The sequence below is a fragment of the Aeromicrobium panaciterrae genome, from assembly GCF_039537165.1.
In the GTDB taxonomy this organism is placed as follows: Bacteria; Actinomycetota; Actinomycetes; order Propionibacteriales; family Nocardioidaceae; genus Aeromicrobium; species Aeromicrobium panaciterrae.
The window spans coordinates 3,291,634-3,317,131 of the sequence record NZ_BAAAZZ010000002.1; the positions used below are offsets into that span (position 1 = coordinate 3,291,634).

Sequence of the window (25,498 nt, forward strand, 5' to 3'; positions counted from 1 at the left end):
CGGTCGCGAAACGCCCTGAAGGTCACAAATCGCGTGAGTCAGGCTTCGAGGATTGCGACGACTCCCTGGCCGCCTGCTGCACAGATCGAGATCAGGCCGCGACCCGAGCCCTTCTCGTGCAGCAGCTTCGCGAGGTTGGCGACGATGCGGCCACCCGTCGCGGCGAACGGGTGAGCCGTCGCCAGCGATGAGCCCTTGACGTTGAGCTTCGAGCGGTCGATCGAGCCAAGAGGCTTGTCGAGGCCGAGCTTCTGCTTGCAGAAGTCGGCGTCCTCCCAGGCAGCGAGGGTCGTCAGCACCTGGCTGGCGAACGCCTCGTGGATCTCGTAGAAGTCGAAGTCCTGCAGCGTGAGGCCCTGGCGCTCCAGCATGCGCGGCACGGCGTACGCGGGAGCCATCAGCAGGCCTTCCGCGCCCGACACGTAGTCGACGGCAGCGGTCTCGTAGTCGACGAAGTAGGCCAGCGGCGTCCAACCATGCTTCTTGGCCTCGTCCTCCGACGCCAGCAGCACGGTCGACGCACCGTCGGACAGCGGCGTGGAGTTGCCGGCGGTCATCGTGGCGCCTTCGCCGCGGCCGAAGACGGGCTTCAGCTTGGCGAGCTTCTCCACGGTCGAATCGGGACGCAGGTTGTTGTCCTTCTCGACACCGAGGAACGGCGTGACCAGGTCGTCCTGCCAGCCCTCGTCGTACGACGCGGCGAGGTTGTGGTGCGAGGTCGCTGCGAGCTCGTCCTGGGCCTCGCGGGTGATGCCCCACTCGAGCGTCGTGATGGCCTGGCTGTCACCCATCGACAAGCCGGTACGCGGCTCGGAGTTGCGCGGCTGGTCGGGCGCAAGGTGCGCCGGACGCACCTTGAGGAGCGCGGCGACACGGCCCTTGGTGTCCTTGGCGCGGTTGGCCTCGAGCAAGATCTTGCGCAGCTTGTCACCCACGGCGAGCGGGGCGTCCGACGTGGTGTCGGAGCCACCGGCGATACCGGACTCGATCTTGCCGAGGGCGATCTTGTTGGCGACGAGGATCGCGGCCTGGATGCCGGTGTCGCACGCCTGCTGGACGTCGTACGCGGGCGTGTCGGGCGAGAGCTTGGATCCGAGCACCGACTCGCGCGCGAGGTTGAAGTCGCGGCTGTGCTTGAGCACGGCACCCGCGGCGAACTCTCCGACGCGTTCGCCCTCGAGGCCGAAGCGCGTCACGAGCCCGTCGAGCGCCGCTGTCAGCATCTCCTGGTTGGACGCGTTGGTGTAGACGGTGTTGGAGCGTGCGAACGGGATGCGGTTGCCGCCGATCACGGCAACCCTGCGTACGGTCGGCGCGCTCGACGTCGCCGCCTTCTTGGCTGGTGCCTTCTTGGCCGGTGTCTCCGCCATGGCGGTCTCCTCAGGTCTTCTCAGTGTTCGTGCTCAGGTTGTCTGAACGTGACGAGCGCCGCATACCCTGTTGGTGGACTGGCGCCTGCACCCGACGTTACAGTTTCAGGAGCATTCCAGATACCAAGGGTATCCGAGAGATAGGACACACCCAAGCCATGGCCGACCGCTACCAGTCGCTCGCGCACAACCCGATCGGCAAGTTCGTCGTCAAGAACCTGGGCCTCCCCAACCCTCCGGTGCTGGAGCGCTGGAAGGAAGGCGAGCCGCTCGTCAAGGGAACCGTCCTCATCGGCGCTGCCCCGGGCGGCACGCTCGGCCAGAAGCTCAACGCGACGCTGAAGTCCAGCGGCATCACGGTGGTCGGCGTCCGCGCAGACGGCAAGCGCTACAAGGCGCTCGTCTTCGACGCGACGGGGATCTCCGACACCGCCGGCCTCGCCGACATGCAGCAGTTCTTCACGCCGGCGCTCCGCAGCCTCTCGAGCTCGGGCCGTCTCATCGTGATCGGCACACCGCCCGAGCAGGCGACGTCGGAGACGGCGGCCATCGCGCAACGGGCACTCGAGGGCTTCGTTCGCTCCGCCGGCAAGGAAGTCGGGGGCAACGGCAGCACGTCCAACCTCGTGTACGTCGGCGCCGGCGCCGAGGACGCACTCGCCTCGACGCTCGAGTTCCTCCTCTCCCCCAAGTCCGCGTTCGTCTCCGGCCAGGTCATCCGCCTGGGCCTGACCGAGCTGGTCACGGCCGATGAGTACGACCCCGCCCAGCCGCTGGCCGGCAAGGTCGCCCTCATCACAGGCGCATCTCGTGGGCTCGGCGAGGCCATGGCGCGCACCCTGCACCGTGACGGCGCGTCGATCGTCGGACTCGACGTCCCGCAGTTGTCGGCCGAGCTCGACGCCGTGATGGCTGAGCTCGGCGGCACGTCGATCGCCGCGGACATCACCGCCCCCGATGCCCCCAAGGTCATCGCCAAGGCGGTCAAGGACGCACATGGTCACGTCGACATCGTGGTGCACAACGCCGGCATCACCCGCGACAAGCGACTCAAGAACATGAAGACCGAGAACTGGAACCTCGTGATCGACATCAGCGTCGGCGCGCCGCAGCGCATCACCGCCGAGCTGCTCAAGCAGAAGCTGCTCGGCAAGGGTGGCCGCGTCATCGGCATCTCGTCGATCGCCGGTATCGCCGGCAACAACGGCCAGACGAGCTACGGCACCGCCAAGGCCGGCGTCATCGGGTTCGTCAACGACCTGTCCAAGCGCGTCGCCAAGGACGGCATCACGGTCAACGCGATCGCGCCGGGCTTCATCGAGACCGACATGGTCAAGACGATGCCGCTCGGCATCCGCGAGGCGGGACGCCGCCTGAGCTCGCTGTCGCAGGGCGGACTGCCGATCGACGTTGCCGAGGCCATCGCCTGGTACGCCAATCCGGGCTCGTCCGCGATCTCGGGCAACACGGTCCGCGTGTGCGGCCAGGCGCTGATCGGCGCCTGACATGACCACCACTCGTACGTTCAGCAAGGCGCCGTCGACCCTGCCGATGATGCTCAAGGCGGTACTGCCGGCACTGCCTGTCGTCGGCGGGCTGCCCGGCGTCAAGCACGCCAAGGGATCGGTGCCCGACGTGGTGCTCGAGCGCCGCGGTGTGACGACCGATCGGGAGCACCTGGAGTCCTACAACGAGGTCTGCGGGTTCCCGCGCGGAGACACGGTCCCCGCGACCTATCCCCACATGGCGGCGTTCGGGCTGCACATGAGCCTGATGACCGACACGTCGTTCCCGTTCGCACCCATGGGACTGGTGCACCTGCGCAACAGCATCACGCAGCACCGCCCGATACGGGTCGACGAGACGTACGACATCTCCGTACGTGCCGCCGATCTCCGCAGTCACCCCAAGGGCTCGCTGGTCGACCTCATCACCGAGGCGACGGTCGACGGCACCATCGTGTGGGAGGAGGTCACGACGCTGTTCTCCCGCCACAGCGGAGGGGCCGCCGAGAAGACCGCGGCTCCCCTGGCCGGCGTCGAGGCACCGAGCGGTGTCGTGCACTGGAAGCTGTCGGGTGACCTCGGTCGCCGATATGGCGCGGTGTCAGGTGACCGCAACCCGATCCACCTCTATCCGCTGACCGCCAAGGCGTTCGGCTTCCCGACCAACATCGCCCACGGCATGTGGACGCTCGCTCGATGCATCTCAGCACTGCAGAACAAGCTGCCCGAGGCGTTCACCGCCGAGGTCGAGTTCCGCAAGCCGATCTTCCTGCCCGGCACCGTCGTGTTCGGGTCGGACGCGAGCGACGGCGGGATCACCTTCGGGGTCAAGGGATCCAAGAAGCCCGTGACCCACCTCGTCGGCCGGATCGTCACTCCTACGTAACTCGGAGTTACGTCGCGTCGTTGAGTTCATGACGACTCTGGAGGGAATCCCGTTGACCACCCGACGCCTGGCACGCCTGCTGACATTCCTCACCTCGCTCACGCTGATCGGGGGGATGCTCTCGTTCACGTCGGCCTCCGCCGCCGTGACGTGGAAGCCCCGCCCCGAGCAGTACACCAGGACCGTCACCGAGAAGGACGTCGCGATCCCGATGTCCGACGGCGTGATCCTGCGGGGCGATGTCGTACGGCCCGCCGATGCGTCCGGGAAGGCGATCAACAAGCGGTTCCCCGTGATCGTGACCATCACGGCGTACAACAAGACGCTCCTCGGCTCGGCCGGCGGCCTCGGCGGCACCCCTGCCGACTACCTCGTGAAGCGCGGGTACGTACAGCTCACCGTCGACGCCCGCGGCACCGGGAGCTCCGAAGGCATCTGGCGGGCCTTCGATGCCCGGGAGAACGCCGACGGCGGCGAGATCATGACGTGGGCCCACTCGTCGGCGCGTCCGTGGAGCAACGGGATCACCGGCATGAGCGGCCCGTCCTACATGGGCATCAGCCAGCTGTGGGCCGCGGCGGCCAACCCTCCCGGTCTCAAGGCGATCTTCCCGCAGGTCCCCGGCGCAGACGTCTACCGCGACATCGTGGCGTCGGGCGGCCAGCTCGACGTCGGCTTCATCCCGCTGTGGCTGGGCCTCGTCACCGGCGCAGGACTCATCCCGCCCGCTGTCGGCTCCTCCGACCCCCAGTCGGCCATCACCGAGCTGCTCAACCACCTGCAGGGCGCGGCAACGTTCACCGTTCCGCTGCTGCTCCAGGCGCTCGGCGGCGGCGAGCCCGCGTACGACGGAGCGTTCTACAAGGAGCGCTCGGTCATCAACGTCATCGACAAGGTCAAGGTCCCGGCGTTCTTCGTGTCCGGTGAGTACGACCTGTTCCAGCGTGGCACTCCCCTGCTGTTCGAGAACCTCAACAAGCGGGGCATCCCGACCAAGCTGATCATCGGCCCCTGGGACCACCTCCAGGCATCGGGCGGCACGGGACTCGACAAGGCGGGCTACGGCTCGCTCGCGGCGCTCCAGCTCCGCTGGTTCGACCACTACCTGCGCGGTGTCGCGGACTCGACGCTCAACACCGACATCGCCAACCTGACCTACTACGAGCAGGGCACTGGCGCGTGGGCCAGGGACTCGAGATGGATCGGCGCCGGCCTCAAGGGCTCGAGCCTCAAGCTCACCGGATCGTCCAAGCCAGGAGGTGCCGCGGGCGGCATCACGTCAGGCGCTCGTACGGACGGCGTCTCCGACATCTACCCGATTCCGGTCCAGGGCCTCTGCACGCGGTCGACCAACCAGTGGACGGCTGGCCTGCCCAACCTCCTGCTCGCCGACCTGCCGTGCTTCTCCGACAACCAGTACAACGACAAGCTCGGAGCGGTGTTCTCGTCGAAACCCCTGACCAAGGCGGTGACGCTGCAGGGTCCGATCAACGCGCACCTCTTCACGTCCAGCGTCGGCGGCGACGGCATGCTGTCGGTCGCGGTCGAGGACGAAGCACCCGATGGCACGGTCAAGCGACTCTCGGGTGGCTGGCAGGTCATCTCGCACCGCGCCCTCGACACGACGAGGTCGCGCTACCTCGACAACGTGCTGATCCAGCCGTTCCACCCGTTCACCAAGGCGACCCAGAAGAAGCTGGCGTACGGCGAGGTCGCGCCGGTCGACGTCGAGATCTTCCCGACTCGCGCCAAGATCCTGCCGGGCCACAAGCTGCGGATCGCGGTCCAGGCGTTCGACGTGCCGCACCTGTTGCCGACGCTGCCCGACCTGCTCGGCACGCTGACGGTGCTCAAGATCCACAGCTCGACGGCGTACCCCTCGACGATCAACTTCCCGAGCGTCGGGACACTGCCAATCGTCAACTAGGTCCCACCAGCTTCGTGATTCCCAGGAGCGGCCAGGAAACTTTCAGGCTGAGGACATGAACCTGGGACTGGACCCCTGAAGCAGCAAGGATCCTGTGCCAGATGTCGAGGAGCTGCTGGGAATCTTGGGACTGACCGTCAGTCGCGCGGTCTGACCGGGCGGATCAGGCCCTCCTGCGCCACCGTCGCGACCAGCGTGCCGTCCTGGGCAAACACCCGGGCGGTGCTCAGACCGCGTGCGCCGGAGGCCGACGGCGACGTCTGGTCATAGAGCAGCCACTCGTCCATCTGGATCGGGTGGTGGAACCAGATCACATGGTCGAGCGACGCAGCCTGCACGTCAGGCGTCCCGATGAAGACTCCGTGCGGGATCAGCGAAGCGCCCAGGAGGCTGAAGTCGCTGATGTAGGCAAACGCTGCGTTGTGGATGATCCGCGACTCCGGCAGTGTGCCGTTGGTGCGGAACCACATGCGCTGGACGACCGGCACGAGATCGCGCTGTGGGTCATCTGCCGTGCGGTTGTCGCCGACGTAACGCAGGTCGAACGACGCCCACTCGCGCTCCCAGATGTCGATGCCCTCCTGGCCGTTGGTGTTGATCAGCTCGATCAACGGCCGCGAGTCGTCCGGAGACGGAACCTCAGGCATGACGTCCTGGTGGATCCACCCGTCTTCCTGCTTCTGGAACGACGCCGTCATGTAGAAGATGATCGCGCCGTGCTGGCGTGCCGCGACCCGGCGCGTCGTGAACGAGCCTCCGTCGCGGATCTTCTCCACGTCATAGACGATCGGGATGCTCGGATCGCCGCCGAGGATGAAGTAGATGTGCAGCGAGTGCACGGACCGGTCCTCGGGGACCGTCAGCTGTGCCGCCATCAGCGCCTGCGCGGCGACCTGGCCGCCGAACACACGCTTCATCGAGGAGACCTCGGGCTGTGAGCCGCGGTAGAGGCCTACCTCCAGCTCCTCGAGCTCGAGCAGGCCGACGACTTCACTCAGGGATCCGGGCACGCACCGATCGTAGCGTTTGGCCAGCCCTGATCGTTCTTGCGCTGACGCGCAAGGCTAGCCCTGATCGTTCTTGCGCTGACGCGCCAGGCTAGCCCTGATCGTTCTTGCGCTGACGCGCCAGGCTAGCCCTGATCGTTCTTGCGCTGACGCGCCAAGAACTGCTCGAACTGGTCAGCGAGCTCGTCGCCGCTCGGGAGCTCTTCGTCACTGGCCAGGAGGGACTCGGCGGCACCGCGGGTGAACGCGTCGTACTGCTCCTCGAGGCCGGTCAGCACATCGGTGCCACCCTGCTGCTCGATCTGCTCCTCGATCTCGGCGATCGTGTCGTTCTGGCGCGCACGCAGACGCTCGACGTCGATGCTGAGACCCGTACGGTCGGTCAGCGCGTCGATCAGGGCAAGCGCGGCCGGCGGGTAGTCGACACCCGCGAGGTAATGCGGCACGTGCACGACATAGCCGGCCGCATCGTGGCCCCACTGACCGAGACGGAACTCGAGCAGGGACTGGGCCGACGACGGCACCGCGACCTGGGCCGACCAGAGATTCTTGCGGTCGACCAGCTCGGGCCGCGTGGCATGCGCCGTGATCATCGGCGGGCGGGTGTGCGGCACGCCCATCGGCACGGCGCCCAGCCCGATCGAGAGGGGAACGCCGAGATCCTCGATGACCTCGTGGGTCTCGGCGATGAACCGTTCCCACATGAAATCTGGTTCGGGACCCGCGAGCAGGAGGTAGGGCGTGCCGTTGGCGTCGTGCTCCAGGACGACCTGCAGCGTGGGTTCGGTGTAGTCGACGTAGCGGTCCTCGCTGAACGCGATCATCGGCCGACGTGCGCGGTAGTCGTACATCGAGTCGAGGTCGAACTCGTGGACCACCTTGCCATCGCCCGTGCGCAGCTCGTTGGCCGCGAGCCGCGTGGCCGAGCCGGCTCCAAGGAACCCATCGAGGGCGTGAATCAGCACCGGACCGCTGCCCGGCTCTGCTCCAGAGCTGTCAGCGGACTTGCGGATGCGGGGATTCCAGGCCACGTCTATGTCAACCGCTCAGGCCGTGGCCGTATTCCGGGCCAGCGCTGCGATCGTCTCGTCGGCGACGGCCCGCGGCGTGAGCCCGAGGCGCCCGAGGATCACGTCACGCTTGGCGTGGTCGAGGAACTCCTGCTCGATGCCATGCACCTGGATCGGTGTGAGGATCCCGGCATCGCGTACGGCCTGCGTGTAGGCCGAGCCGACGCCGCCGTGACGACCGTTGTCCTCGATCGTCACGACCTGCGTGAATTCTGCCGCAAGCCGGACCAGCGCGGGATCGATCGGCTTGACCCAGCGAGGGTCGACGACCGTGACGCCGTTGCCTGCCGCACGGATCAGCTCACCCGCCTCGACGCCGAGATGTCCGAACGCGCCGACCGCGATGACGAGGACGTCCTGCTCCTCGTCGCGCGACAGCACGTCGTAGGTGCCGACCCGCTGGATCGCCGGGAGGTCATCGCAGACCGCGCCCTTGGAGAACCGGATGACGCTTGGGGCGTCGTCGATGTCGACGGCCTCCCGGAGCAGCTCGCGGAGCTGCTGGCCGTCGCGCGGTGACGCCAGGTGGAGGCCCGGGACCATCTGCATCAGCGACATGTCCCACATGCCGTTGTGACTGGCGCCGTCCTCACCCGTAACACCGGCGCGGTCGAGCACGAACGTGACGCCGCACTCGTGCAGCGCAACATCGAGCAGGACCTGGTCGAAGGCACGGTTGATGAACGTGGCGTAGACCGCGACGACGGGGTGCAGGCCACCCATCGCGAGACCGGCGGCGCTGGTGACGGCGTGCTGCTCGGCGATACCGACATCGAAGACCCGGTCGGGGAACTTGTCGGCGAAGGCGTCGAGACCCACCGGGTAGAGCATCGCGGCGGTGATCGCCACGACATCAGGACGCTCGTCGGCGATGCGTACGATCTCGTCGCGGAACACCGAGGTCCAGCCGGCAGGTGCGACATTGGTGGCCTCGCCGGTCTGTACGTCGAACGGGTTGGCCTGGTGCATCTGGTCGTTCTCGTTGGCGACGGCGATGTCGTAGCCCTGGCCCTTGGTCGTGAGCACGTGGACGAGGACGGGACCACCGAACTTCTTGGCCGCGGCGAGCGCCCGCTCGACGGCGGGGCGATCATGCCCGTCGACGGGACCGATGTACTTGAGGCCGAGGTCCTCGAACATCCCCTGCGGCGCCAGTGCGTCCTTGACGCCCTTCTTGATGGCGTGAAGGGCTTCGTACGCCGCTGGTCCGACGCGACGCGACCGGTTGAGACGGTCCTTGATGGCACCCAGGGCAGGCTCGTAGCGAGGATTCGTACGGATCTCGGTGAGCCGGTTGGCGAGGCCGCCCACGGTCGGCGTGTAGGAGCGGCCGTTGTCGTTGACGATCACGACGAGGCGCCGATCCTTGTCGGCGGCGATGTTGTTGAGCGCCTCCCAGGCCATGCCGCCGGTCAGCGCGCCATCGCCGATCACCGCGACGACGTGGTCCTCCTTGCCGAGCAGGTGGTTGGCCTTGGCCATGCCGTCGGCGTACGACAGGCTCGTTGATGCGTGGGAGTTCTCGACCCAGTCGTGCTCGGACTCGGCGCGGCTGGGATAGCCCGAGAGGCCACCCTCACGGCGCAGCTCGCCGAACTGCCCGGCGCGGCCGGTGAGCATCTTGTGGACGTACGCCTGGTGACCCGTGTCCCAGACGACCCGATCCCGAGGCGAGTCAAAGACCCGGTGGATCGCGATACCGAGCTCGACGACGCCGAGGTTGGGCCCCAGGTGACCGCCGTTGGAGGCGACCGACGAGATCAGGAGCTCACGGATCTCGGTGGCAAGCGCGCCGAGCGCATCGTCATCGAGGCCGCGCAGGTCGGCGGGCCCGGTGATCGTCGCAAGAACGTCCTGCTGCGCTTCGGCCATTGGCTCAGTCTATCGAGTCGCCCATGTCCTGCGCAGTCAGGAAGTCCTCGATCAGGCCGGCCAGGATCTCCGGCTGCTCGACCGTGCTGGAATGCCCGCAATCCTCGACCTTCTTGAGCACCGATCCCGTGATCCCGGCGGCAATCGCCTCCGACCGTGCGACGGGCGTGGCGACGTCGTCCACACCCACGACGACCAGGGTCGGGACCGAGATCTTGCCGAGCTCGGCCGAGACCGGCTCACGGTCCACGACACCCAGGATCGCCTTCACCAGTCCGGCGCGATCGACCGCGGCGACCCCGTCCTTCCACCGCTCGATGTCAGGCTTCGACGCGGCGCTGGCGAGGAACGTCGGTCCAAACATCAGCTGTTGCACCTTGCCCGCGAGGGGCCGGATGCCCACGACGCGGTAGATCTTCGCCAGCAGCCTGTCCTGCTTGGCCATCGCCGGGTCCTCCGGATCGGCGCTGGTGTCGAGCAGGGTGAGCGACCGGATGAGCTCAGGGCGCCGCGCCGCCAGCCGCATGCCGACGAAGCCGCCCATGGACAGCCCCACGTAATGGACCGGCCCGACGCCGAGGCCTTCGATGACGTCGGCCGCGTCGAGGAACAACGTGTCCATGTCGTAGCCGTCGGCGGTTGCCGGCGTCTTGCCCTGGCCACGCCAGTCGACGGCGACGCAGCGGTAGGAGGCGCGAAGGCGCTCGATCTGTGCCTCGAACATGTGCCCGCTGAACAGCAACCCGTGACCGAACACCACGGTCGGAGCGGCCGGACTGGCAGTCGGAGGGCCGGTGTCGGTGATGTTGACCTGGATGCCGTTCGCCGCGATGAGGGTCATGCGCCGAGCATGGCATGGCCAGGGCGATCGCGGGAGGACTCAGATCTCGTAACGACCGCGTAGGTGGATCAGGGCATCCGAGTCGCCGGTCTCCACGTGCTCGACGACTCCCTCCACGAGCAGTCCCCAACCCACCGGACGAGTCTCCTCGAGGAGTCGTATGCCGAGCCAGCCGGCGCTGCCTTCGAGGACCGGACCCCATTCGCCGTCGGTCCACACGCCCAACGTGAAGGGGCCGCCCGGCGCGGGCACGGTTCCGGCGAAGGCATCTGCAAGGAACCTGTGCTCCTCGGCCAGCACGTTGACCGCAACGGTCTCCGGCCCTGACGTCCACCAGTCGGAGTCGGCATCGATCACCGCCAGCACGTGGCCGGGTTCACCGTTGGCCACGATCACCGACGAGACCGTCAGCCCTGCACGGCCTGAGCCCACGCCACTGGCCCACACCGTGACAGGCGCCGGCATGCGTCCTCGCAGCTGCCGCAGTGGGTCGCGATCACCACTCGGTGGCAGGAAAGGGTGGTCTGAATGAATCGTCACGCTGCCAGCGTACGGCCCTGTGCCTTGACTTAATTCACGACTCGTACTAAACCTGACTCATGGCATTCGTGATCGGCGTCGACTCCTCAACCCAGTCGACGAAGGCACTGCTGGTGGACGCCGATTCCGGCACCGTCCTGGAGAGCCAGCATGCGCCGCATCCGGCCGGCACCGCGGTGGACCCGCGGAGCTGGCTGGATGCGTTCGACAAGACGACGGCGAGCCTCCTCGATCGCGCCGAGGCCATCGCCGTCGGCGGACAGCAGCACGGCATGGTGGCGCTCGACAGCGATGACGCACCCGTGCACGACGCGATCCTGTGGAACGACACGCGCTCCAACAAGGAAGCGCTCGACCTGATCGACGAGATGGGCGGGCCGGCCGCGTGCGCCGAGGCGGTCGGCAGCGTGCTGGTCGCATCATTCACCTCGACCAAGCTGCGGTGGCTCCGGGACCACGAGCCCGACGCCGCCAGCCGTACCAAGCGAGTGCTCCTCCCCCACGACTACGTCTCCCGGCACATCGTCGGAGGCGGTGAGCCGTTCACCGATCGCGGCGATGCCTCGGGCACCGGCTACTTCTCGACACGCGACGACGCGTGGCGACCCGATCTTGCCGAGACAGCCATCGGTCATGCCGTCGAGCTTCCCCGCATCGTCGCCTCCTCGGACGTCGCAGGCATGTCAGCGTCCGGACTCAAGGTCGCGGCAGGCACCGGCGACAACATGGCCGCGGCCCTCGCGCTCGATTTGCAGCCCGGTGACGTCGTGGTGTCGATCGGCACCTCCGGCGTCGCCTCGGCGATCGCCGGCGAGCCGGTCTGCGACCCGACCGGGTCCGTGACCGGATTTGCCGATGCCACGTCACGATTCCTGCCGCTGGTCGCGACGATCAACGCGGCTCGCATCCTCGAGCTGCAGTCCACCCTGCTCGGCGTCGACCACGACGAGCTGGCGCGGCTGGCCCTGGCGGCGCCGTCGGGCGCGAACGGTCTCACGGTGCTCCCCTACTACGACGGCGAACGTACGCCGAGCCGGCCCGAAGCCACCGGCACGTGGTCGGGGCTGACGACGTCGACGACCCGTGAAGACCTGGCCCGCGCGGCTGTCGAGGCGCTCCTGTGCTCGCTCGCCGACGCGATCGATCACCTGACCGCCGCCACCGGGACGCCGCCACAGCGGATCCTGATGGTCGGGGGCGCGGCGAGCAATCCCGCCGTACGCACCCTCGCCCCGGCGATCTTCGGCCGCCCCGTCACGGTGCCGGCCCCCGGCGAATACGTCGCGCTCGGCGCGGCACGCCAGGCCGCCTGGGCGCTCGCCGGCACTCCCGAACCCCCGTCCTGGGCGCCTGTCGCGGCCGAGACCTATGACGCAGAACCGACCCCTCTGGTGCGTGAGGCCTACGCACTCCTTCGCGACCGCGAAACCCTCGAGGACTAGCCCCAATTAAGAGAGTGTTGCCATGAGCATCCCCACCCCGTCACCGTCCGACAAGTTCTCCTTCGGACTCTGGACCGTCGCCTACCCCGGACGTGATCCGTTCGGTGACCCGACGCGTGAGCCGATGGACGTGATCTATGCCCTCGAGAAGCTCAAGGCGATCGGCTCGTACGGCGTCAACTTCCACGACGACGACCTGATCCCGTTCGGCTCCGACGACAAGAGCCGCGAGGCGATCATCGAACGCTGGAAGAAGGGGCTGGCCGACACCGGCCTCGTCGTCACGACCGCGACGACCAACCTGTTCGGCCACCCGGTCTTCAAGGACGGCGGCTTCACGTCCAACGACCGCGAGATCCGCCGCTTCGCGATTCGCAAGGTCATGCGCAACATCGACCTCGCCGCCGAGCTCGGCGCCAAGGTGTACGTGTGCTGGGGCGGCCGCGAAGGTGCCGAATCCGGCGCTGCCAAGGACGTGGCAGCTGCGCTCGACCGCTACCGCGAGGCGTTCAACATCCTCGGCGAGTTCGTGCACGACAAGGGCTACGACATCAAGTTCGCGATCGAGCCCAAGCCCAACGAGCCTCGCGGCGACATCCTGCTGCCGACGATCGGCCACGCGCTGGCGTTCATCGAGACGCTCGACCGCAAGGAGAGTGTGGGCGTCAACCCCGAGATCGGGCACGAGGAGATGGCCGGGCTCAATGCGGCACACGGCTACGCCCAGGCGATGTGGCAGGGCAAGCTCTTCCACATCGACCTCAACGGCCAGAGCGGTCCCCGCTACGACCAGGACTTCCGCTTCGGTGCCGGCAACGCCCGCGGCGCCTTCTGGGTCGTCGACACCCTGTTGGCCGGCGGCTATGACGGTCCGGTGCACTTCGACTTCAAGACGCCGCGCACCGAAGACGACAACGGCGTGTGGGTCGCGGCCGAGGCGTGCATGACCAACTACCTCATCCTGCGCGAGAAGGCCCTGGCGTTCCGGGCCGATCCGGAGGTCCAGGCCGCTCTCGAGGCGGCCAAGCTGCCCGAGCTGGCGAAGCCGACGCTCAACGAGGGCGAGACCTGGAGCGAGCTCGAGGCGTCGTCGGGCCCGTCGGCGGACGAGCTGGCCGCGTACGGCGCCGGCTTCGAGAAGCTCGACCAGCTGGCGCTCGAGCACCTCTACGGAGTGCGTGGTTAGTGATGACTCCCGGGCCAAGCGGAACGGAGCACCTGCGCCGGCAGAACACTGCGCTGGTGCTCCGTTCCCTTCGCTCCGAGGGCGCAGCCACCCGTACCGAGCTCGCACGCCGTACGGGCCTCGCGAAGGCCACGATCGGCACGATCGTCGCGGAGCTCGGGACCGGTGGGGCGATCAGCGAGGACCAGTCCGCACCCTCGGGCCGAGGTCGTCCCGGGCGCCCCGTCACGCTGACCGGCGAGTCGATCATCGGCCTGGGATTCGAGGTCAACGTCGACTACCTCGCGGCGGTGGCGCTCGACCTCGGCGGCAACGACCGCATCTCCACGATCCGTGAGGTCAGCGGGGACGGACCGCCCAGCGTCGATGAGCTGATCGCGCTCGCGACCGAGATCCGCGACTCACTGGTGGCCGACGGTCACAGCATCGTCGGTGCCACGGTTGCCGTACCCGGGCTCGTCGAGCACGACAACCGCACGATCGCCTGGGCGCCCAACCTCGGCTGGGACGATGTGGATCTCGCGACCCAGCTCGAGACGGCCTTCGGTGAGAACTGCCCGACGATGGTCGACAACGACGCCAACTGCGCGGCCCTCGCCGAGGCATCCCACGGGGTCTCGACCGATGTCCAGAACTCGCTCTACATCACCGGAACTGTCGGAATCGGCGCCGGCATCGTGCACGACGGCCGACTCCTGCGCGGCGGTGCCGGATTCGCCGGCGAGGTCGGTCACATGCCGATCGGCGACGAGTCGTCGGTGTGCGGTTGCGGGCGCACGGGATGCTGGGAGGCGTCGGTCGGCCTACGCGCCATGCTCCGTTCCGTGGGGATGCAGGAAGGGGAGACACCGCTGAGCACGGCGCTCGCGGTCGCCGAACGTGCATCCCGTGAGCAGCCCGTACGGGATGCACTTGCCGGTCTCGGCACGAGCCTCGGCATCGGGCTCGCGACCCTCGCCACCGTGATCGACCCCTCGGTGATCGTGCTGGGTGGTTACTTCGTACCGCTCGGTGAGTACGTCGTGCCTGCTGCCAACGGGGTGCTCGAGGCGCGGCTGCCTGCCGCCGACAAGCACCTGCCGGAGATCCGGCTCAGCTCACTCGGAATCCATGCCGCGGCACTCGGCGCAGCCGAGGGCGCACTGGCCGGTGTCTACGCCGGCGCGGTGTCCATCTAGCACCCCCGCGATCTGTCGGGGGTTCAGGACGCCAGGACGCTCTCGACGTCGTGGCACGCGCTGGCCAGGCAGGCCACGGGATCGCTGAGCAGCGGGCCGAATGCCAGCTCGGCAGCCCCCAGCAGCACGGAGTCACCCCCGAGACCGGGCACGCACACCTCGACGAGCTCGCGCGGTGCCGTCAGGGCGTGGGCGCCGAGTCCGGCCTCGACGTCCTCGCTGACCAGGGGGTAGAGGGCGCGAAGGTAGCCGCCCAGCACGATGACTCGTGGATTGAGCAGGTTGACGGCGGCCGCGAGACCACGACCGAGGTTGCGACCGACGACACGCAGGTCCGGAGACGCCTCACTGACACCCTTGAGGAACTCCCCGAGCGCCGCCACGCGATCCGGAGGGCAGCCCACCGCGAGGGCGATCGCCGGGGCACCGATCTCGGTCTCCCAGCAGCCACGACTTCCGCAGTGGCACACCTTGCCGTCGGGGGTGAACGGGAGGTGGCCGATCTCTCCGGCGTAGCCGCCGGACCCCTCGAGCGGACTTCCGCCCACGATCACACCGGCACCGACACCAACTTCGCCGGAGAGGTAGATCAGGTCGTCGACACCGACGCCTGCTCCGCGCAGGTGCTCGGCAAGAGCACCGAGATCAGCGTCGTTGCCGAGTACCGGACGATCGGGGGTCGTGATGCGCTCGGAGAGGATCTCCGCGAACGGGACGTCGTGCCACCCGAGGTTGGGGGCAAAACGTACGAGCCCGTCCTCGGCGCGGATGATGCCCGGGACACTGATGCCGATCCCGACCAGCGGGGCACCTTCCTTGACGTCCTTGACGACCAGGCGCATGAGCTCGACGACCGAGTCGGCGATCGCGCGCGGGTCGTGTGACGACGGGATCGGCCCGGTCGCCCGTGCCTCCACGGCGCCACCGATGCCGACGCGCGCCACGGTCAGGCCGTCGACGCGCACGTCGGTGGCAAGGACGTACGCACCACCGCGCGTACGCACGTCGACGGACGGACGACCGGCGCTGATACGTGTGCCCGACGGCTTGACCTGCTCGGCGAGACCGAGCGACTCAAGCTCGGTGACCAGCCCCGCGATCGTGCTGCGGTTGAGGCCCATCCGAGCCGTGAGCTCGGCACGCGAGATGCGGCCGGCGCGGTGCACATGACCCAGAACAGTGCCCAGGTTGTGACGCCGCACGTCCTCCTGGTTTGTTCCGACGCCCGAGCGTCCCGCGGAGGCCACCTGACTCAGCCGAGACCCGTGGCAGACCGCCGCCTGCGCGAGATCGCATCGACGCTGGCCGCGAGGAGCAGCACGCCGCCGGTGACCAGGAAGTTGATGTAGGACGCCTGAGCGAGCAGGCCGAGTCCGTTGGCGATCGTCGCGATGACGAGGCCACCGATGACGGCGTCGCGTGCCTTGCCCCTGCCGCCGAACAGGCTGGTGCCGCCGATCACGGCCGCACCCACGGCGTACAGCAGCGTGTTGCCGCCGCCGGAGGACGTCGAGACCTTGCCGCCGTACGACGCCACGACGATGCCGCTGATGGCGGCCATCGACGAGCACGCCATGAACACAGCGACGCGGATGCGAGCGACGTTGATGCCGGCGCGGCGCGCCGCTTCGGCGTTGCCGCCGACGGCATACACGTGACGGCCCCAGGTGGTGCGGGTCAGGAGGAACGTCCACATCGCCAGCAGCACGACGACCAGCGGGAGGACGTACGGGATGCCCTTGATCGGGAAGCTGGGGTTGACGCTGCGGTTCTCGTTGAGGATGTAGGTCACGGCCAGCAGGACCGCTCCCAGCGTCAAGATCTGTGTGACCACGACGGCGAGCGGCTGGTGCTGCAGCTTGGCCGCGACCTTGCGACGATGTGCCAGCAGCTTGAACGCGGCGAACAGCGCGGTGATCGCGATGGCGCAGATCCAGCCCCACAGCACGCTGAGGTTGTTGTTGGCGATGCCGCTGATGACCGAGTCGTTGACGCGGACCGAACCGCCTTCGCCGATCAGCCACAGCGGGATGCCCTGCAGGCCCAGGAAGAACGCCAGCGTGACGACGAACGATGGGATGCCGAGCTTGGCGACGAGCAGTCCGATCGCCAGCCCGATCGCGGCACCAACCGCGACCGCCGCCAGGACCGCGATGTACCACGGCTGGTCGTGCTTCACGAGCAGGACGCCCATGACGCAGGCAGACGTACCGCCTGCGACGCCGGCAGACAGGTCGATCTCGCCGAGCAGCAGCACGGGCACCAGCGCCATCGCCAGGATGATGATCGAACCGGCCTGGGTGATCAGGTTGGCGAGGTTGAGGTTGGACAGGAACCGGTCGTTGGCGAAGTTGAACACGATGAACAGCACGACCAGGCCGGCGATGGAGGGCAGAGCGCCCATGTCGCCGCCACGTACGCGGCTGATGTAGGCGCGTACGGACTCGCCGAACGTGTTGGACTGCGTCAGGTCGGAGGCGAAGCCGGCCTCTTCGGCGTCAGTGATGATGTCGGTCATGAGGTGCTCGCAGCCTTCGTTGCGGGTCCGGGGATGCCAGCAGACTGGCCGGTCGTGATGAGTTCGACCACCTGCGTCGAGGTGACGTCCTTGGTACGGACGTCAGCGGCGACGCGGCCGAGGTAGAGCGCGGTGATGCGGTCGGCGACCTCGAACACGTCGGTGAGGTTGTGCGAGATCAACATGACGCCGACGCCCTGGTCGGCGAGGCGGCGTACGAGGTCGAGGACCTGGCGGGTCTGTGCGACGCCGAGTGCTGCGGTCGGCTCGTCGAGGAGCACGACCTTGGAGTTCCAGAGGGCCGACTTCGCGATCGCGACGGTCTGGCGCTGACCACCGGACAGGCTGGCAACACTCTGGCGGACGGACTTCACGGTGCGTACCGACAGGGACGCGAGGACCTCGCGTGCCTTGGACTCCATCGTGGTCTCGTCCATCACGACGCCGCTCTTCATCTCGCGGCCGAGGAACATGTTCTCGACGATGTCGAGGTTCTCGCACAGCGCGAGGTCCTGGTAGACCACCTCGATACCAAGGGCGGCGGCGTCCTTGGGGCTGGTCACGTGCTGGGGCTGGCCCTCGAAGAGGTATTCACCCGAGTCCGCGGGGTAGATGCCGGCGATGGCCTTGACCAGCGTTGACTTGCCGGCGCCGTTGTCACCCACGAGGGCGGTGACTTCACCGGGATAGATGGCGAGGTCGACGTCATGGAGAACGTGGACGACACCGAAGCTCTTGTTGATTCCACGCAGATTGAGGATCGGCGACTTTTCGCTCATGACTGACCTTCCGAGAGCAGTGTTCGAGACGTGGCGATGGTACTGCGTGGGATGTGGCCTCCCGGGATCACCGGGAGGCCACACCCGTTGCAGCTACTTGATGCCAGCGTCAGTGCACAGCTTGGCGAAGTCGCCCGTGCACACTTCCGATGCCTTCAGGTCGCCCGACTCGATCGGAGCACCGACGTTGGACTTGTCGATGGCAACCGGGTCGAGGAGGATCGCCGGAACGTCGCGGCCACCCTGCTCGTCCTTGACCGTTCCGGTCGTCGCGGGCTTGTCACCCTTGACCATGGCGATAGCGGCCTCAGCGAGCGCGCCGGCCTGGCCCGTCGCCGACTTCTGGATCGTCATGCACTGCGTGCCAGCAAGGATGTTCTGCAGGCCCTCAGCCGTTGCGTCCTGACCGGTGACGGGGACCTTGCCGGCCTGACCGTTCTTCTTCAGGATCGAGATGACACCGCCGGCGAGGCCGTCGTTGGCGGCATACACGCCGTCAACCTTGCCGTCGACCTTGGTGTAGAGCTGCTCGAAGATCGTGACAGCCTTGTCGTTGTCCCAGTCGGGAACAGCCTGCTCGGCAACGTTCTTGTAGTTCGAGATCTTGTCGAGAACGCCGTGCGCGCCCTGTGAGAACAACGTGGCGTTGTTGTCGGTCGGCGAGCCGTTCAGGTAGATGATGTTGGCGGGCTTGTCTCCGAGGCACTTGGCGAGACCTTCACCCTGGAGGGCGCCGACCTTGCTGTTGTCGTAGGAGATGTAGGCGTCAGCCGAACCACCCAGCGTCAGGCGGTCGTAGTCGATCGTCTTGACGCCCTGCTTCTTGGCCTTCTCCTCGATGGCGGCACCCGAGTCCGAGTCGAGGTTGACGATCGCGAGGACCGTCACGCCGTCGGCGATCATGCCGTCAGCAATCGTGGCCATCTTCTCGGCGTCGCCTTCAGCGTTCTGGATGCTGTATTCAACGCCAGCGTCCTTGAATGCCTTCTCGAGCGCCGGACGGTCTGCCGACTCCCAACGAGCCGATGACTTCGTGTCGGGAAGGATGACGCCGATCTTGCCGTCGGCCTTGCCGCCTCCGCCGTCGCTTCCTCCGCTGTCAGAGCTGCCACAGCCAGCGAGCGCGAGGGTCGCACCCATGACTGCCGCGAGTACCAGATTGCGTGTCCGCTTCACACAGACCGCCTCCTCATTCTCCAGTAGTGCGTCACGCGATGGACATGAGTTGGACATCGGCGCGCAATTGTTGTTTGGAACAACGTATAGCGTGATGGCAGTCACGTCCAGCCTGTCGGACAACAAATTCCTGTCGGCGTGTCGCATTCCGCAATTGGACGTGCAAAAGGGGCACCATCGTCTCCGACAGTGCCCCTGACCTGCAGATATGTCAGTCGAGGAGGCTGCGCAGGACGTACGGCATGATGCCGCCGTTGCGGTAGTAGTTGGCCTCGCCAGGTGTGTCGATTCGGACAACTGCGTCGAACTCGACCTCTCCAGCCTTGACGTGGACGGTCTTGGGGATGCGTCCTTCGTTGAGCTCGGTGATGCCGGTGAAGTCGAACGCCTCCTCCCCCGTCAGGCCCAGCGACTCGGCGGTCTGGCCGGCCGAGTACTGAAGCGGGAGCACGCCCATCCCGAGCAGGTTGGAACGGTGGATGCGCTCGTAGGACTCGGCGATGACGACCTTGACGCCCAGGAGCGCGGTGCCCTTGGCAGCCCAGTCGCGCGACGACCCCGAGCCGTACTCCTTGCCCGCCAGGACGACCAGCGGGATGCCGGCATCGACGTACTTCTCGGATGCCTCGAACACCGTGGTGACCGGCGTGCCGTCCGCCAGCAGGTCTCGGGTGAAGCCACCCTCGGTGCCGGGTGCCAGCTGGTTGCGCAGGCGGATGTTGGCGAACGTGCCGCGGATCATGACCTCGTGGTTGCCTCGGCGCGAGCCGTAGGAGTTGAAGTCGCGCGCCTCGATGCCGTGCTCGGAGAGGTATTTGCCTGCGGGGCTGTCCTTCTTGATCGCACCTGCCGGGCTGATGTGGTCGGTCGTGACCGAGTCGCCGAGCTTGAGCAGCACCCGTGCCCCACTGACCTCGGTGACGGGATCGGGCTCAAGACCCATGCCGTCGAAGTACGGCGCCTTGCGGACATATGTCGAATCCGGATCCCACTCGAACACGTCACCGTCAGGCGTCGGAAGGTTCTGCCAGCGCTCGTCACCGGCGAACACATCGGCGTACTCGCGGCTGAACGTGTCCGAATCGATCGACGAGGCAATGACGTCCTCGATCTCCTGCGGAGTCGGCCAGATGTCCTTCATGAACACGTCGTTGCCGTCTTGGTCCTGGCCCAGCGGATCGGTGTAGAGGTCGACGTCCATCGAGCCGGCCAGCGCGTACGCGATGACGAGAGGCGGCGATGCGAGGTAGTTCATCTTGATGTCGGGGTTGATGCGGCCCTCGAAGTTGCGGTTGCCCGACAGCACGGCGGTCACGGCGAGATCACCGTCGTTGACGGCCTTGCTGACCTCGGGGATCAGCGGGCCGGAGTTGCCGATGCAGGTGGTGCAGCCATAGCCGACGAGGTTGAAGCCGAGCTTGTCGAGATAGACGTCGAGACCAGACTTCGAGTAATACTCCGTGACGACCTTGGAACCGGGTGCCAGCGTCGTCTTGACCCACGGCTTGCGCTGCAGGCCCTTCTCGACGGCCTTCTTGGCGAGCAGCCCGGCGCCGATCATGACCGACGGGTTGGACGTGTTGGTGCAGGACGTGATCGCAGCGATCGTGACGGCACCGTGGTCGAGCTCGTACGTCGTGCCGTCCTCGAGCGTCACCGTCTGCTTGTTGCTCGCGTCGGACGAACCGGCATAGTCGGCGAGTGCCGTCTTGAACGACGACACCGAGTCGGTGAGCGAGACGCGGTCCTGCGGGCGCTTGGGTCCGGCGATCGACGGTACGACGTCGCCGAGGTCGAGCTCGAGGTACTCGGAGTAGCGCGGCTCGTTGTTGGCGTCGTGCCACATGCCCTGGGCCTTGGCGTAGGCCTCGACGAGAGCGATCTCGTCCTCGGAACGACCTGTGAGCCGGAGGTACTTGGTGGTCTCGTCGTCGATCGGGAACACCGCGATGGTGGATCCGTACTCCGGGCTCATGTTGCCGATCGTGGCGCGGTTGGCCAGCGGTACGGCACCGACGCCGGAACCGTAGAACTCGACGAACTTGCCGACGACCCCGTGCTTGCGCAGCATCTCGGTGATGACCAGGACGAGGTCGGTCGCGGTGGCACCCTCCGGCAGCTCGCCCGACAGCTTGAAGCCGACGACGCGCGGGATCAGCATGCTGATCGGCTGACCGAGCATGGCTGCCTCGGCCTCGATGCCACCGACGCCCCAGCCGACGACGCCGAGACCGTTGACCATCGTGGTGTGCGAATCGGTTCCAACGCAGGAGTCGGGATAGACCGTCCCGTTCTTGTCGAACACGACGCGCGCAAGCTTCTCGATGTTGACCTGGTGCACGATGCCGGTGCCCGGCGGGACGACCTTGAAGTCGTCGAACGCGCCCTGGCCCCAGCGGAGGAACTGGTAGCGCTCGCGGTTGCGCTCGTACTCGATCTCGACGTTGCGCTCGAACGCCTCGGGCGTGCCGAAGACATCGGCGATGACGGAGTGGTCGATGACCATCTCGGCGGGCGCCAGCGGGTTGATCTTGGTGGCGTCTCCCCCGAGGTCGGCCATGGCCTCGCGCATCGTGGCGAGGTCGACGACGCAGGGAACGCCGGTGAAGTCCTGCATGATCACGCGGGCCGGCGTGAACTGGATCTCCTTGGAGGGCTCGGCGTCGGCATCCCAGCCGGCGAGCGCCTCGATGTCGGCCTTCGTGATGTCGGCGCCGTCCTCGGTGCGCAGCAGCGACTCGAGCAGCACCTTGAGGCTGAACGGGAGGGTCGATACGTCGAGCCCGTCACCTGTCACCGCGCCCAGGCGGTAGTAGTCGTAGGAGCTGTCCCCGACCTTGAGTGAGTCCTTGGACTGAAAACTGTCGACGGCCATGATTTCTCCTTCGCGCTGTCAGGTCCCATCCTGCCCAGCATTGGCTCGCAATGCATGGTCAGGATGCCCTAACCCGCACGCGTACTAACTCTCTTGATATCAAGATACATGATATCAAGACGTCTTAGAACACGTGGGGGAACTGGAGCAGCAGCGGCGAGAAGAACGCGATGTAGAGCAGCGCCACGCCCAGCACGCCCGCGACCCCCACGATGTCGAGCACCACCAGCGCACGCCGTCGGCCCGTGGTCGTGACGGCATCCGCCCCTTCGGCGCGGACGACCTTGGTACGAGCGAGCCAGTCGGCGAACCCTCGACCCGTCGGGAGCAGGAGCGGGACGAGCAGCACGAGCAGGGCGAGGTAGGCCGCTCCCCCGACGTGCCAGCTCTCGGGGGTCAGGCGCCGCAGCGATGTTGGGAGCCCGATCGGTATCGCGGCGACCGCGAGGTCGAGCAGTGCCGCCATGACCACGCCACGTAGCAGGCCGCGCCAGCGACCGGTCGGTGAATCGTCACCGACGTCGACGACCTTGAGCCCCACGCGGTGCTTGCCGATGCTGTGGCCACGCACGCCCTGGCGGAGCCCATTGTTCCAGATCAGGAACAGCTCCCCGGCGATGAGGCCACTCAACAGCATGTCGTCGGAGAGGCTGATCGACCAGAAGTCTCCCGTGGTGGTCGATGTCAGCACATGAATGCCCCGACCCGCGACATACAGGACGGCGCCGGCGGTGAACGCCAGGCAGAACAGGAGCGCATCCTGCAGGAGCGCGTCACGTCGTAGCTGCCGAGTCGTACGGAACTCGCCCATGTGACTGTCCTACCGCATCGAGGTGACGTAGGACGTGACGGCGCGGCCATCTCGTACGCGGTTCTCCCAGGTCACGCCGGCGCCGATGAAGATCGCTCCTGCGGACGCGATCAGGACCCAGCGCGGCAGACCGAGCGCGAGAGGTCCGACGTTGGCGATCGCCAGCAGCAGGAGGATCGCCGCGCCCGCGACGAACGGCGCGTTCCACCTCTTGGCCACTCCCCCTCCCACGGCAACGAACGCGCCGATGCCCAGGAGCAGTGCACGCAGGCTGGTGGGCTCGTCGAGTGCTGCGGGAAGGCTGGGCAGGAGTGTGAGGAGGAGCCCCGAGCCGAGCGCCCGGACCGACGAGACCTCTGGTCGACCACGCATCCACCACAGACCAGCACCGATCAGCACGATGCCGAAGGGCAGGGTGTAGGCCTCGACCGTCTCGACGTCGCTTGCAACGAGGCGCAGCACGTACGCGAGCCCGAGCGCCGCGAACCCGACCCATCTCAGGTGAGGGCGGTCGGGCGTGAACAGCGAGACCAGCGAGACGCTCGCACCGAGAACTGTCCAGATCGCGGCCTGCCACCCGAGGGACACGTCACCGGAGCTGGCGATGGTGATGCCGACGACCGCGACGAGAACGGTGCCCGCCTCGACGCCTCGACGGCCGGCCACGGCACGAAACAGGGACGAGGCGACAGCAAGGCCGATCGCGGCAGCGACGACGAGCGAGAGAGCCACGAGTCGAGGTGCCTGGTCGGCGAGATCCGTGCCGATCCCGGCGGCGCCGAGTCCCCAGCCCGTGGCGGCGAACGCGACCGCTTCGCGACGCATCGCGTCGGTGGACCGGACGCCAACGGTGGCAAGCACCACAGCAGCGACACACCAGACGGCGAGCGTTGCGGACCTCGAAGGCGGCGGCAGGATCGGAGCGAGAGCCACGACGACGGGGCCCACCAGGCTCCACGCGAGGTTGGACCGTGGCGGCACTTCCGACAGCACGAGACCGACCGCGATCGTGGCCAGGGCGACCACAGTGAACGCCGCTTCGCCCGCTGCCAGGGCGACGACGACACCCGCGCCCGCGACCACCGTCGAGGCCGGGACCAACCACGTACGAGCAGCCTTCAGCTCCGGCCACCATCGGGCGAGGACCGTGCCAACGGCGAGCGCGGCGAACACGACAGTGGCAAGCCACCACGGCCCGGAGCCGTCGTCGATGGCAGCCGGGCGCGACCAGAACGGGTGGTCGCCGCGGGAGTCCTGGAAAGATCTCTCGACGAACGAGCCGAGCGACCCCAGCCACGGAAGGGCTGCGAGCGTGAGTCCGCCGGCGAGGATTGCTGTCGCGATCCGCGCGCCCCGTGACCAGCTGTCCGTACGGCGCAGGACGAAGGCTCCCAGGACCACGAGGCCGGCGACCACGATCAGACCGCCCCGATCCACGTGTGCCGTCTCCACCGGGAGTGCGATCAGCGTTGCAGCACCCAGGACTGCCACAGCAGACGCACCCACGACGCCACGGCGCTCGAGGAGTCCCGTACCCACAGCTGCCAGGACAACGACCAGCAGCGGCAGACCATGGCGCTCGGCCGTCAGGTCGTGGAGGCTCGGGTTGTCGAACGCCTCCGCGAGTGCCGCACCGATCAGCAACACGACTCCGAACGCTCCTGCCGCGGCCAGCAGGATCGAGGTCACGTGCTGCGTGAGTCGCAGTGAGACGAGCAGCAGCGCCACCACGAACGCCGTGGCGACGACGCCAGCCCAGAACGGACTCCAGTCCTCGGAGTCATACAGCTGTACGCCGAGCACCACGGCACCGAACCATGGCGCGACACCCGCCACGATCATCGGCGCCAGCAGACCCTCGCCGCCGTCGAGGCGGGTCCTGGCCCACCGGATGATCGCCAAACCAGCAGCGAACATGACCACCGACCAGGCGGTTGCCACTGCGACGAATGGCAACGAGTCGAGGCCGAACAAGCCCTGACCCCACGCCGCGAACCAGTCGACCGTCACGAGGCCGAGGAAGACGGACCACAGCGCCTCGGCCGATCCACGCAGGCCACGCCGGCTGATGTAGGCCGCCAGCACTCCGACGACGGCCGTGAAGGCCAGCAGCACCAGCGCCCGTCCGGTCACCCCGAGGGACCCCCACGACACCGTGATGAAGATGAACCCGGCGATGAGGATGAACAGCGCCCCGAGGGCCAGCAGGATCGATCCCGTCGACCACGTGCGACTGACCGGCCGATCAAGCCTCGGCGGCGCTGATGGCAGCGGCGCCGAGGTGGGAGGCGCAGGAACTGCGGTCGCTGGGGCTGCGGTCGCCGGGGCCGCGCCCACCGAGCGCGCCTTCTCGAGCAGCGCGTCGGCCTGGAGCAACGTCTGCCAGAGCTCACGTGCAGGCTGCGACGTCAGGCTGAAGCCACACGTGGCACACGCAACCATCCCGTTGATCGGGGCGGCGCAGCTCGGGCACACGGACGGATCGGCGAAGCGCATGGCCCACTGTGGCACGTCA

At 67.5% G+C, this 25,498-nt stretch carries 19 protein-coding genes; 6 read left to right on the plus strand and 13 right to left on the minus strand.

Features of this window, described 5'->3' with window-relative positions:
- Positions 1 to 38: 38 nt before the first annotated feature.
- On the minus strand, positions 39 to 1,370 hold the full coding sequence (locus tag ABD683_RS17170; protein WP_344771288.1) for an acetyl-CoA C-acetyltransferase: 1,332 nt from the start codon (positions 1,368 to 1,370) through the stop codon (positions 39 to 41).
- A 158-nt stretch (positions 1,371 to 1,528) separates the two neighbouring features.
- Between ABD683_RS17170 and ABD683_RS17175 the strand changes: the two genes are divergently transcribed.
- Genes ABD683_RS17175 through ABD683_RS17185 form a run of 3 tightly spaced genes read left to right on the plus strand, consistent with a single transcriptional unit; the run spans position 1,529 to position 5,688 of the window.
- On the plus strand, positions 1,529 to 2,875 hold the full coding sequence (locus ABD683_RS17175; protein ID WP_344771289.1) for a 3-oxoacyl-ACP reductase: 1,347 nt from the start codon (positions 1,529 to 1,531) through the stop codon (positions 2,873 to 2,875).
- A 1-nt stretch (position 2,876) separates the two neighbouring features.
- A complete protein-coding gene (locus ABD683_RS17180; protein WP_344771290.1) occupies positions 2,877 to 3,761 on the plus strand; it encodes a MaoC family dehydratase in 885 nt (294 codons plus the stop codon).
- Between the two features lie 28 nt (positions 3,762 to 3,789).
- The gene (locus ABD683_RS17185; RefSeq protein WP_344771291.1) at positions 3,790 to 5,688 is read left to right on the plus strand and encodes a CocE/NonD family hydrolase; all 1,899 of its coding nucleotides are present in this window, start codon (positions 3,790 to 3,792) and stop codon (positions 5,686 to 5,688) included.
- Positions 5,689 to 5,825: 137 nt separating this feature from the next.
- Here ABD683_RS17185 and ABD683_RS17190 read toward each other — a convergent pair whose 3' ends face one another.
- The 5 genes from ABD683_RS17190 to ABD683_RS17210 form a co-directional block, all read right to left on the minus strand.
- Positions 5,826 to 6,698, minus strand: a complete 873-nt coding sequence (locus ABD683_RS17190; RefSeq protein ID WP_344771292.1) for an acyl-CoA thioesterase — start codon at positions 6,696 to 6,698, stop codon at positions 5,826 to 5,828.
- 122 nt (positions 6,699 to 6,820) lie between these two features.
- Positions 6,821 to 7,726 carry a PAC2 family protein gene (locus ABD683_RS17195; protein ID WP_344771293.1) on the minus strand — a complete coding sequence of 302 codons (906 nt, stop codon included), beginning with the start codon at positions 7,724 to 7,726 and terminating at the stop codon, positions 6,821 to 6,823.
- Positions 7,727 to 7,741: 15 nt separating this feature from the next.
- Entirely contained in the window at positions 7,742 to 9,637 is a 1,896-nt protein-coding gene (gene dxs, locus ABD683_RS17200) for a 1-deoxy-D-xylulose-5-phosphate synthase (protein WP_344771294.1), read from the minus strand.
- 4 nt (positions 9,638 to 9,641) lie between these two features.
- On the minus strand, positions 9,642 to 10,478 hold the full coding sequence (locus tag ABD683_RS17205; protein ID WP_344771295.1) for an alpha/beta fold hydrolase: 837 nt from the start codon (positions 10,476 to 10,478) through the stop codon (positions 9,642 to 9,644).
- Between the two features lie 39 nt (positions 10,479 to 10,517).
- Positions 10,518 to 11,018: a flavin reductase family protein gene (locus ABD683_RS17210; RefSeq protein WP_344771296.1), complete on the minus strand. Its 501-nt coding sequence runs from the start codon at positions 11,016 to 11,018 to the stop codon at positions 10,518 to 10,520.
- 59 nt (positions 11,019 to 11,077) lie between these two features.
- Between ABD683_RS17210 and xylB the strand changes: the two genes are divergently transcribed.
- From xylB to ABD683_RS17225, 3 genes are read left to right on the plus strand one after another with little or no spacing between them, the layout of a single operon-like run.
- Positions 11,078 to 12,460, plus strand: a complete 1,383-nt coding sequence (gene xylB / locus ABD683_RS17215) for a xylulokinase (RefSeq protein WP_344771297.1) — start codon at positions 11,078 to 11,080, stop codon at positions 12,458 to 12,460.
- A 22-nt stretch (positions 12,461 to 12,482) separates the two neighbouring features.
- Positions 12,483 to 13,646 carry a xylose isomerase gene (gene xylA, locus ABD683_RS17220; RefSeq protein WP_344771298.1) on the plus strand — a complete coding sequence of 388 codons (1,164 nt, stop codon included), beginning with the start codon at positions 12,483 to 12,485 and terminating at the stop codon, positions 13,644 to 13,646.
- Between the two features lie 56 nt (positions 13,647 to 13,702).
- Positions 13,703 to 14,824 carry an ROK family protein gene (locus ABD683_RS17225; protein WP_344771299.1) on the plus strand — a complete coding sequence of 374 codons (1,122 nt, stop codon included), beginning with the start codon at positions 13,703 to 13,705 and terminating at the stop codon, positions 14,822 to 14,824.
- Positions 14,825 to 14,847: 23 nt separating this feature from the next.
- Here ABD683_RS17225 and ABD683_RS17230 read toward each other — a convergent pair whose 3' ends face one another.
- From ABD683_RS17230 to ABD683_RS17260, 7 genes are all read right to left on the minus strand, one after another.
- The gene (locus ABD683_RS17230) at positions 14,848 to 16,026 is read right to left on the minus strand and encodes an ROK family transcriptional regulator (RefSeq protein ID WP_344771300.1); all 1,179 of its coding nucleotides are present in this window, start codon (positions 16,024 to 16,026) and stop codon (positions 14,848 to 14,850) included.
- A 50-nt stretch (positions 16,027 to 16,076) separates the two neighbouring features.
- The gene (locus tag ABD683_RS17235; protein WP_344771301.1) at positions 16,077 to 17,342 is read right to left on the minus strand and encodes a sugar ABC transporter permease; all 1,266 of its coding nucleotides are present in this window, start codon (positions 17,340 to 17,342) and stop codon (positions 16,077 to 16,079) included.
- A complete protein-coding gene (locus ABD683_RS17240) occupies positions 17,339 to 18,121 on the minus strand; it encodes an ATP-binding cassette domain-containing protein (protein WP_344771302.1) in 783 nt (260 codons plus the stop codon). Before ABD683_RS17240 ends, ABD683_RS17235 begins: the two co-directional genes overlap by 4 nt.
- Positions 18,122 to 18,214: 93 nt before the next feature.
- Complete coding sequence (locus ABD683_RS17245) at positions 18,215 to 19,297, minus strand: sugar ABC transporter substrate-binding protein (protein ID WP_344771303.1); 1,083 nt, start codon at positions 19,295 to 19,297, stop codon at positions 18,215 to 18,217.
- Between the two features lie 211 nt (positions 19,298 to 19,508).
- Positions 19,509 to 22,172 (minus strand): aconitate hydratase AcnA, encoded by a 2,664-nt coding sequence (gene acnA / locus ABD683_RS17250; RefSeq protein WP_344771304.1) that lies wholly within the window; start codon positions 22,170 to 22,172, stop codon positions 19,509 to 19,511.
- 124 nt (positions 22,173 to 22,296) lie between these two features.
- Positions 22,297 to 22,983, minus strand: a complete 687-nt coding sequence (locus tag ABD683_RS17255) for a hypothetical protein (protein WP_344771305.1) — start codon at positions 22,981 to 22,983, stop codon at positions 22,297 to 22,299.
- A gap of 9 nt (positions 22,984 to 22,992) precedes the next feature.
- Positions 22,993 to 25,494 carry an SCO7613 C-terminal domain-containing membrane protein gene (locus ABD683_RS17260; RefSeq protein WP_344771306.1) on the minus strand — a complete coding sequence of 834 codons (2,502 nt, stop codon included), beginning with the start codon at positions 25,492 to 25,494 and terminating at the stop codon, positions 22,993 to 22,995.
- Between the last annotated feature and the right edge of the window lie 4 nt (positions 25,495 to 25,498).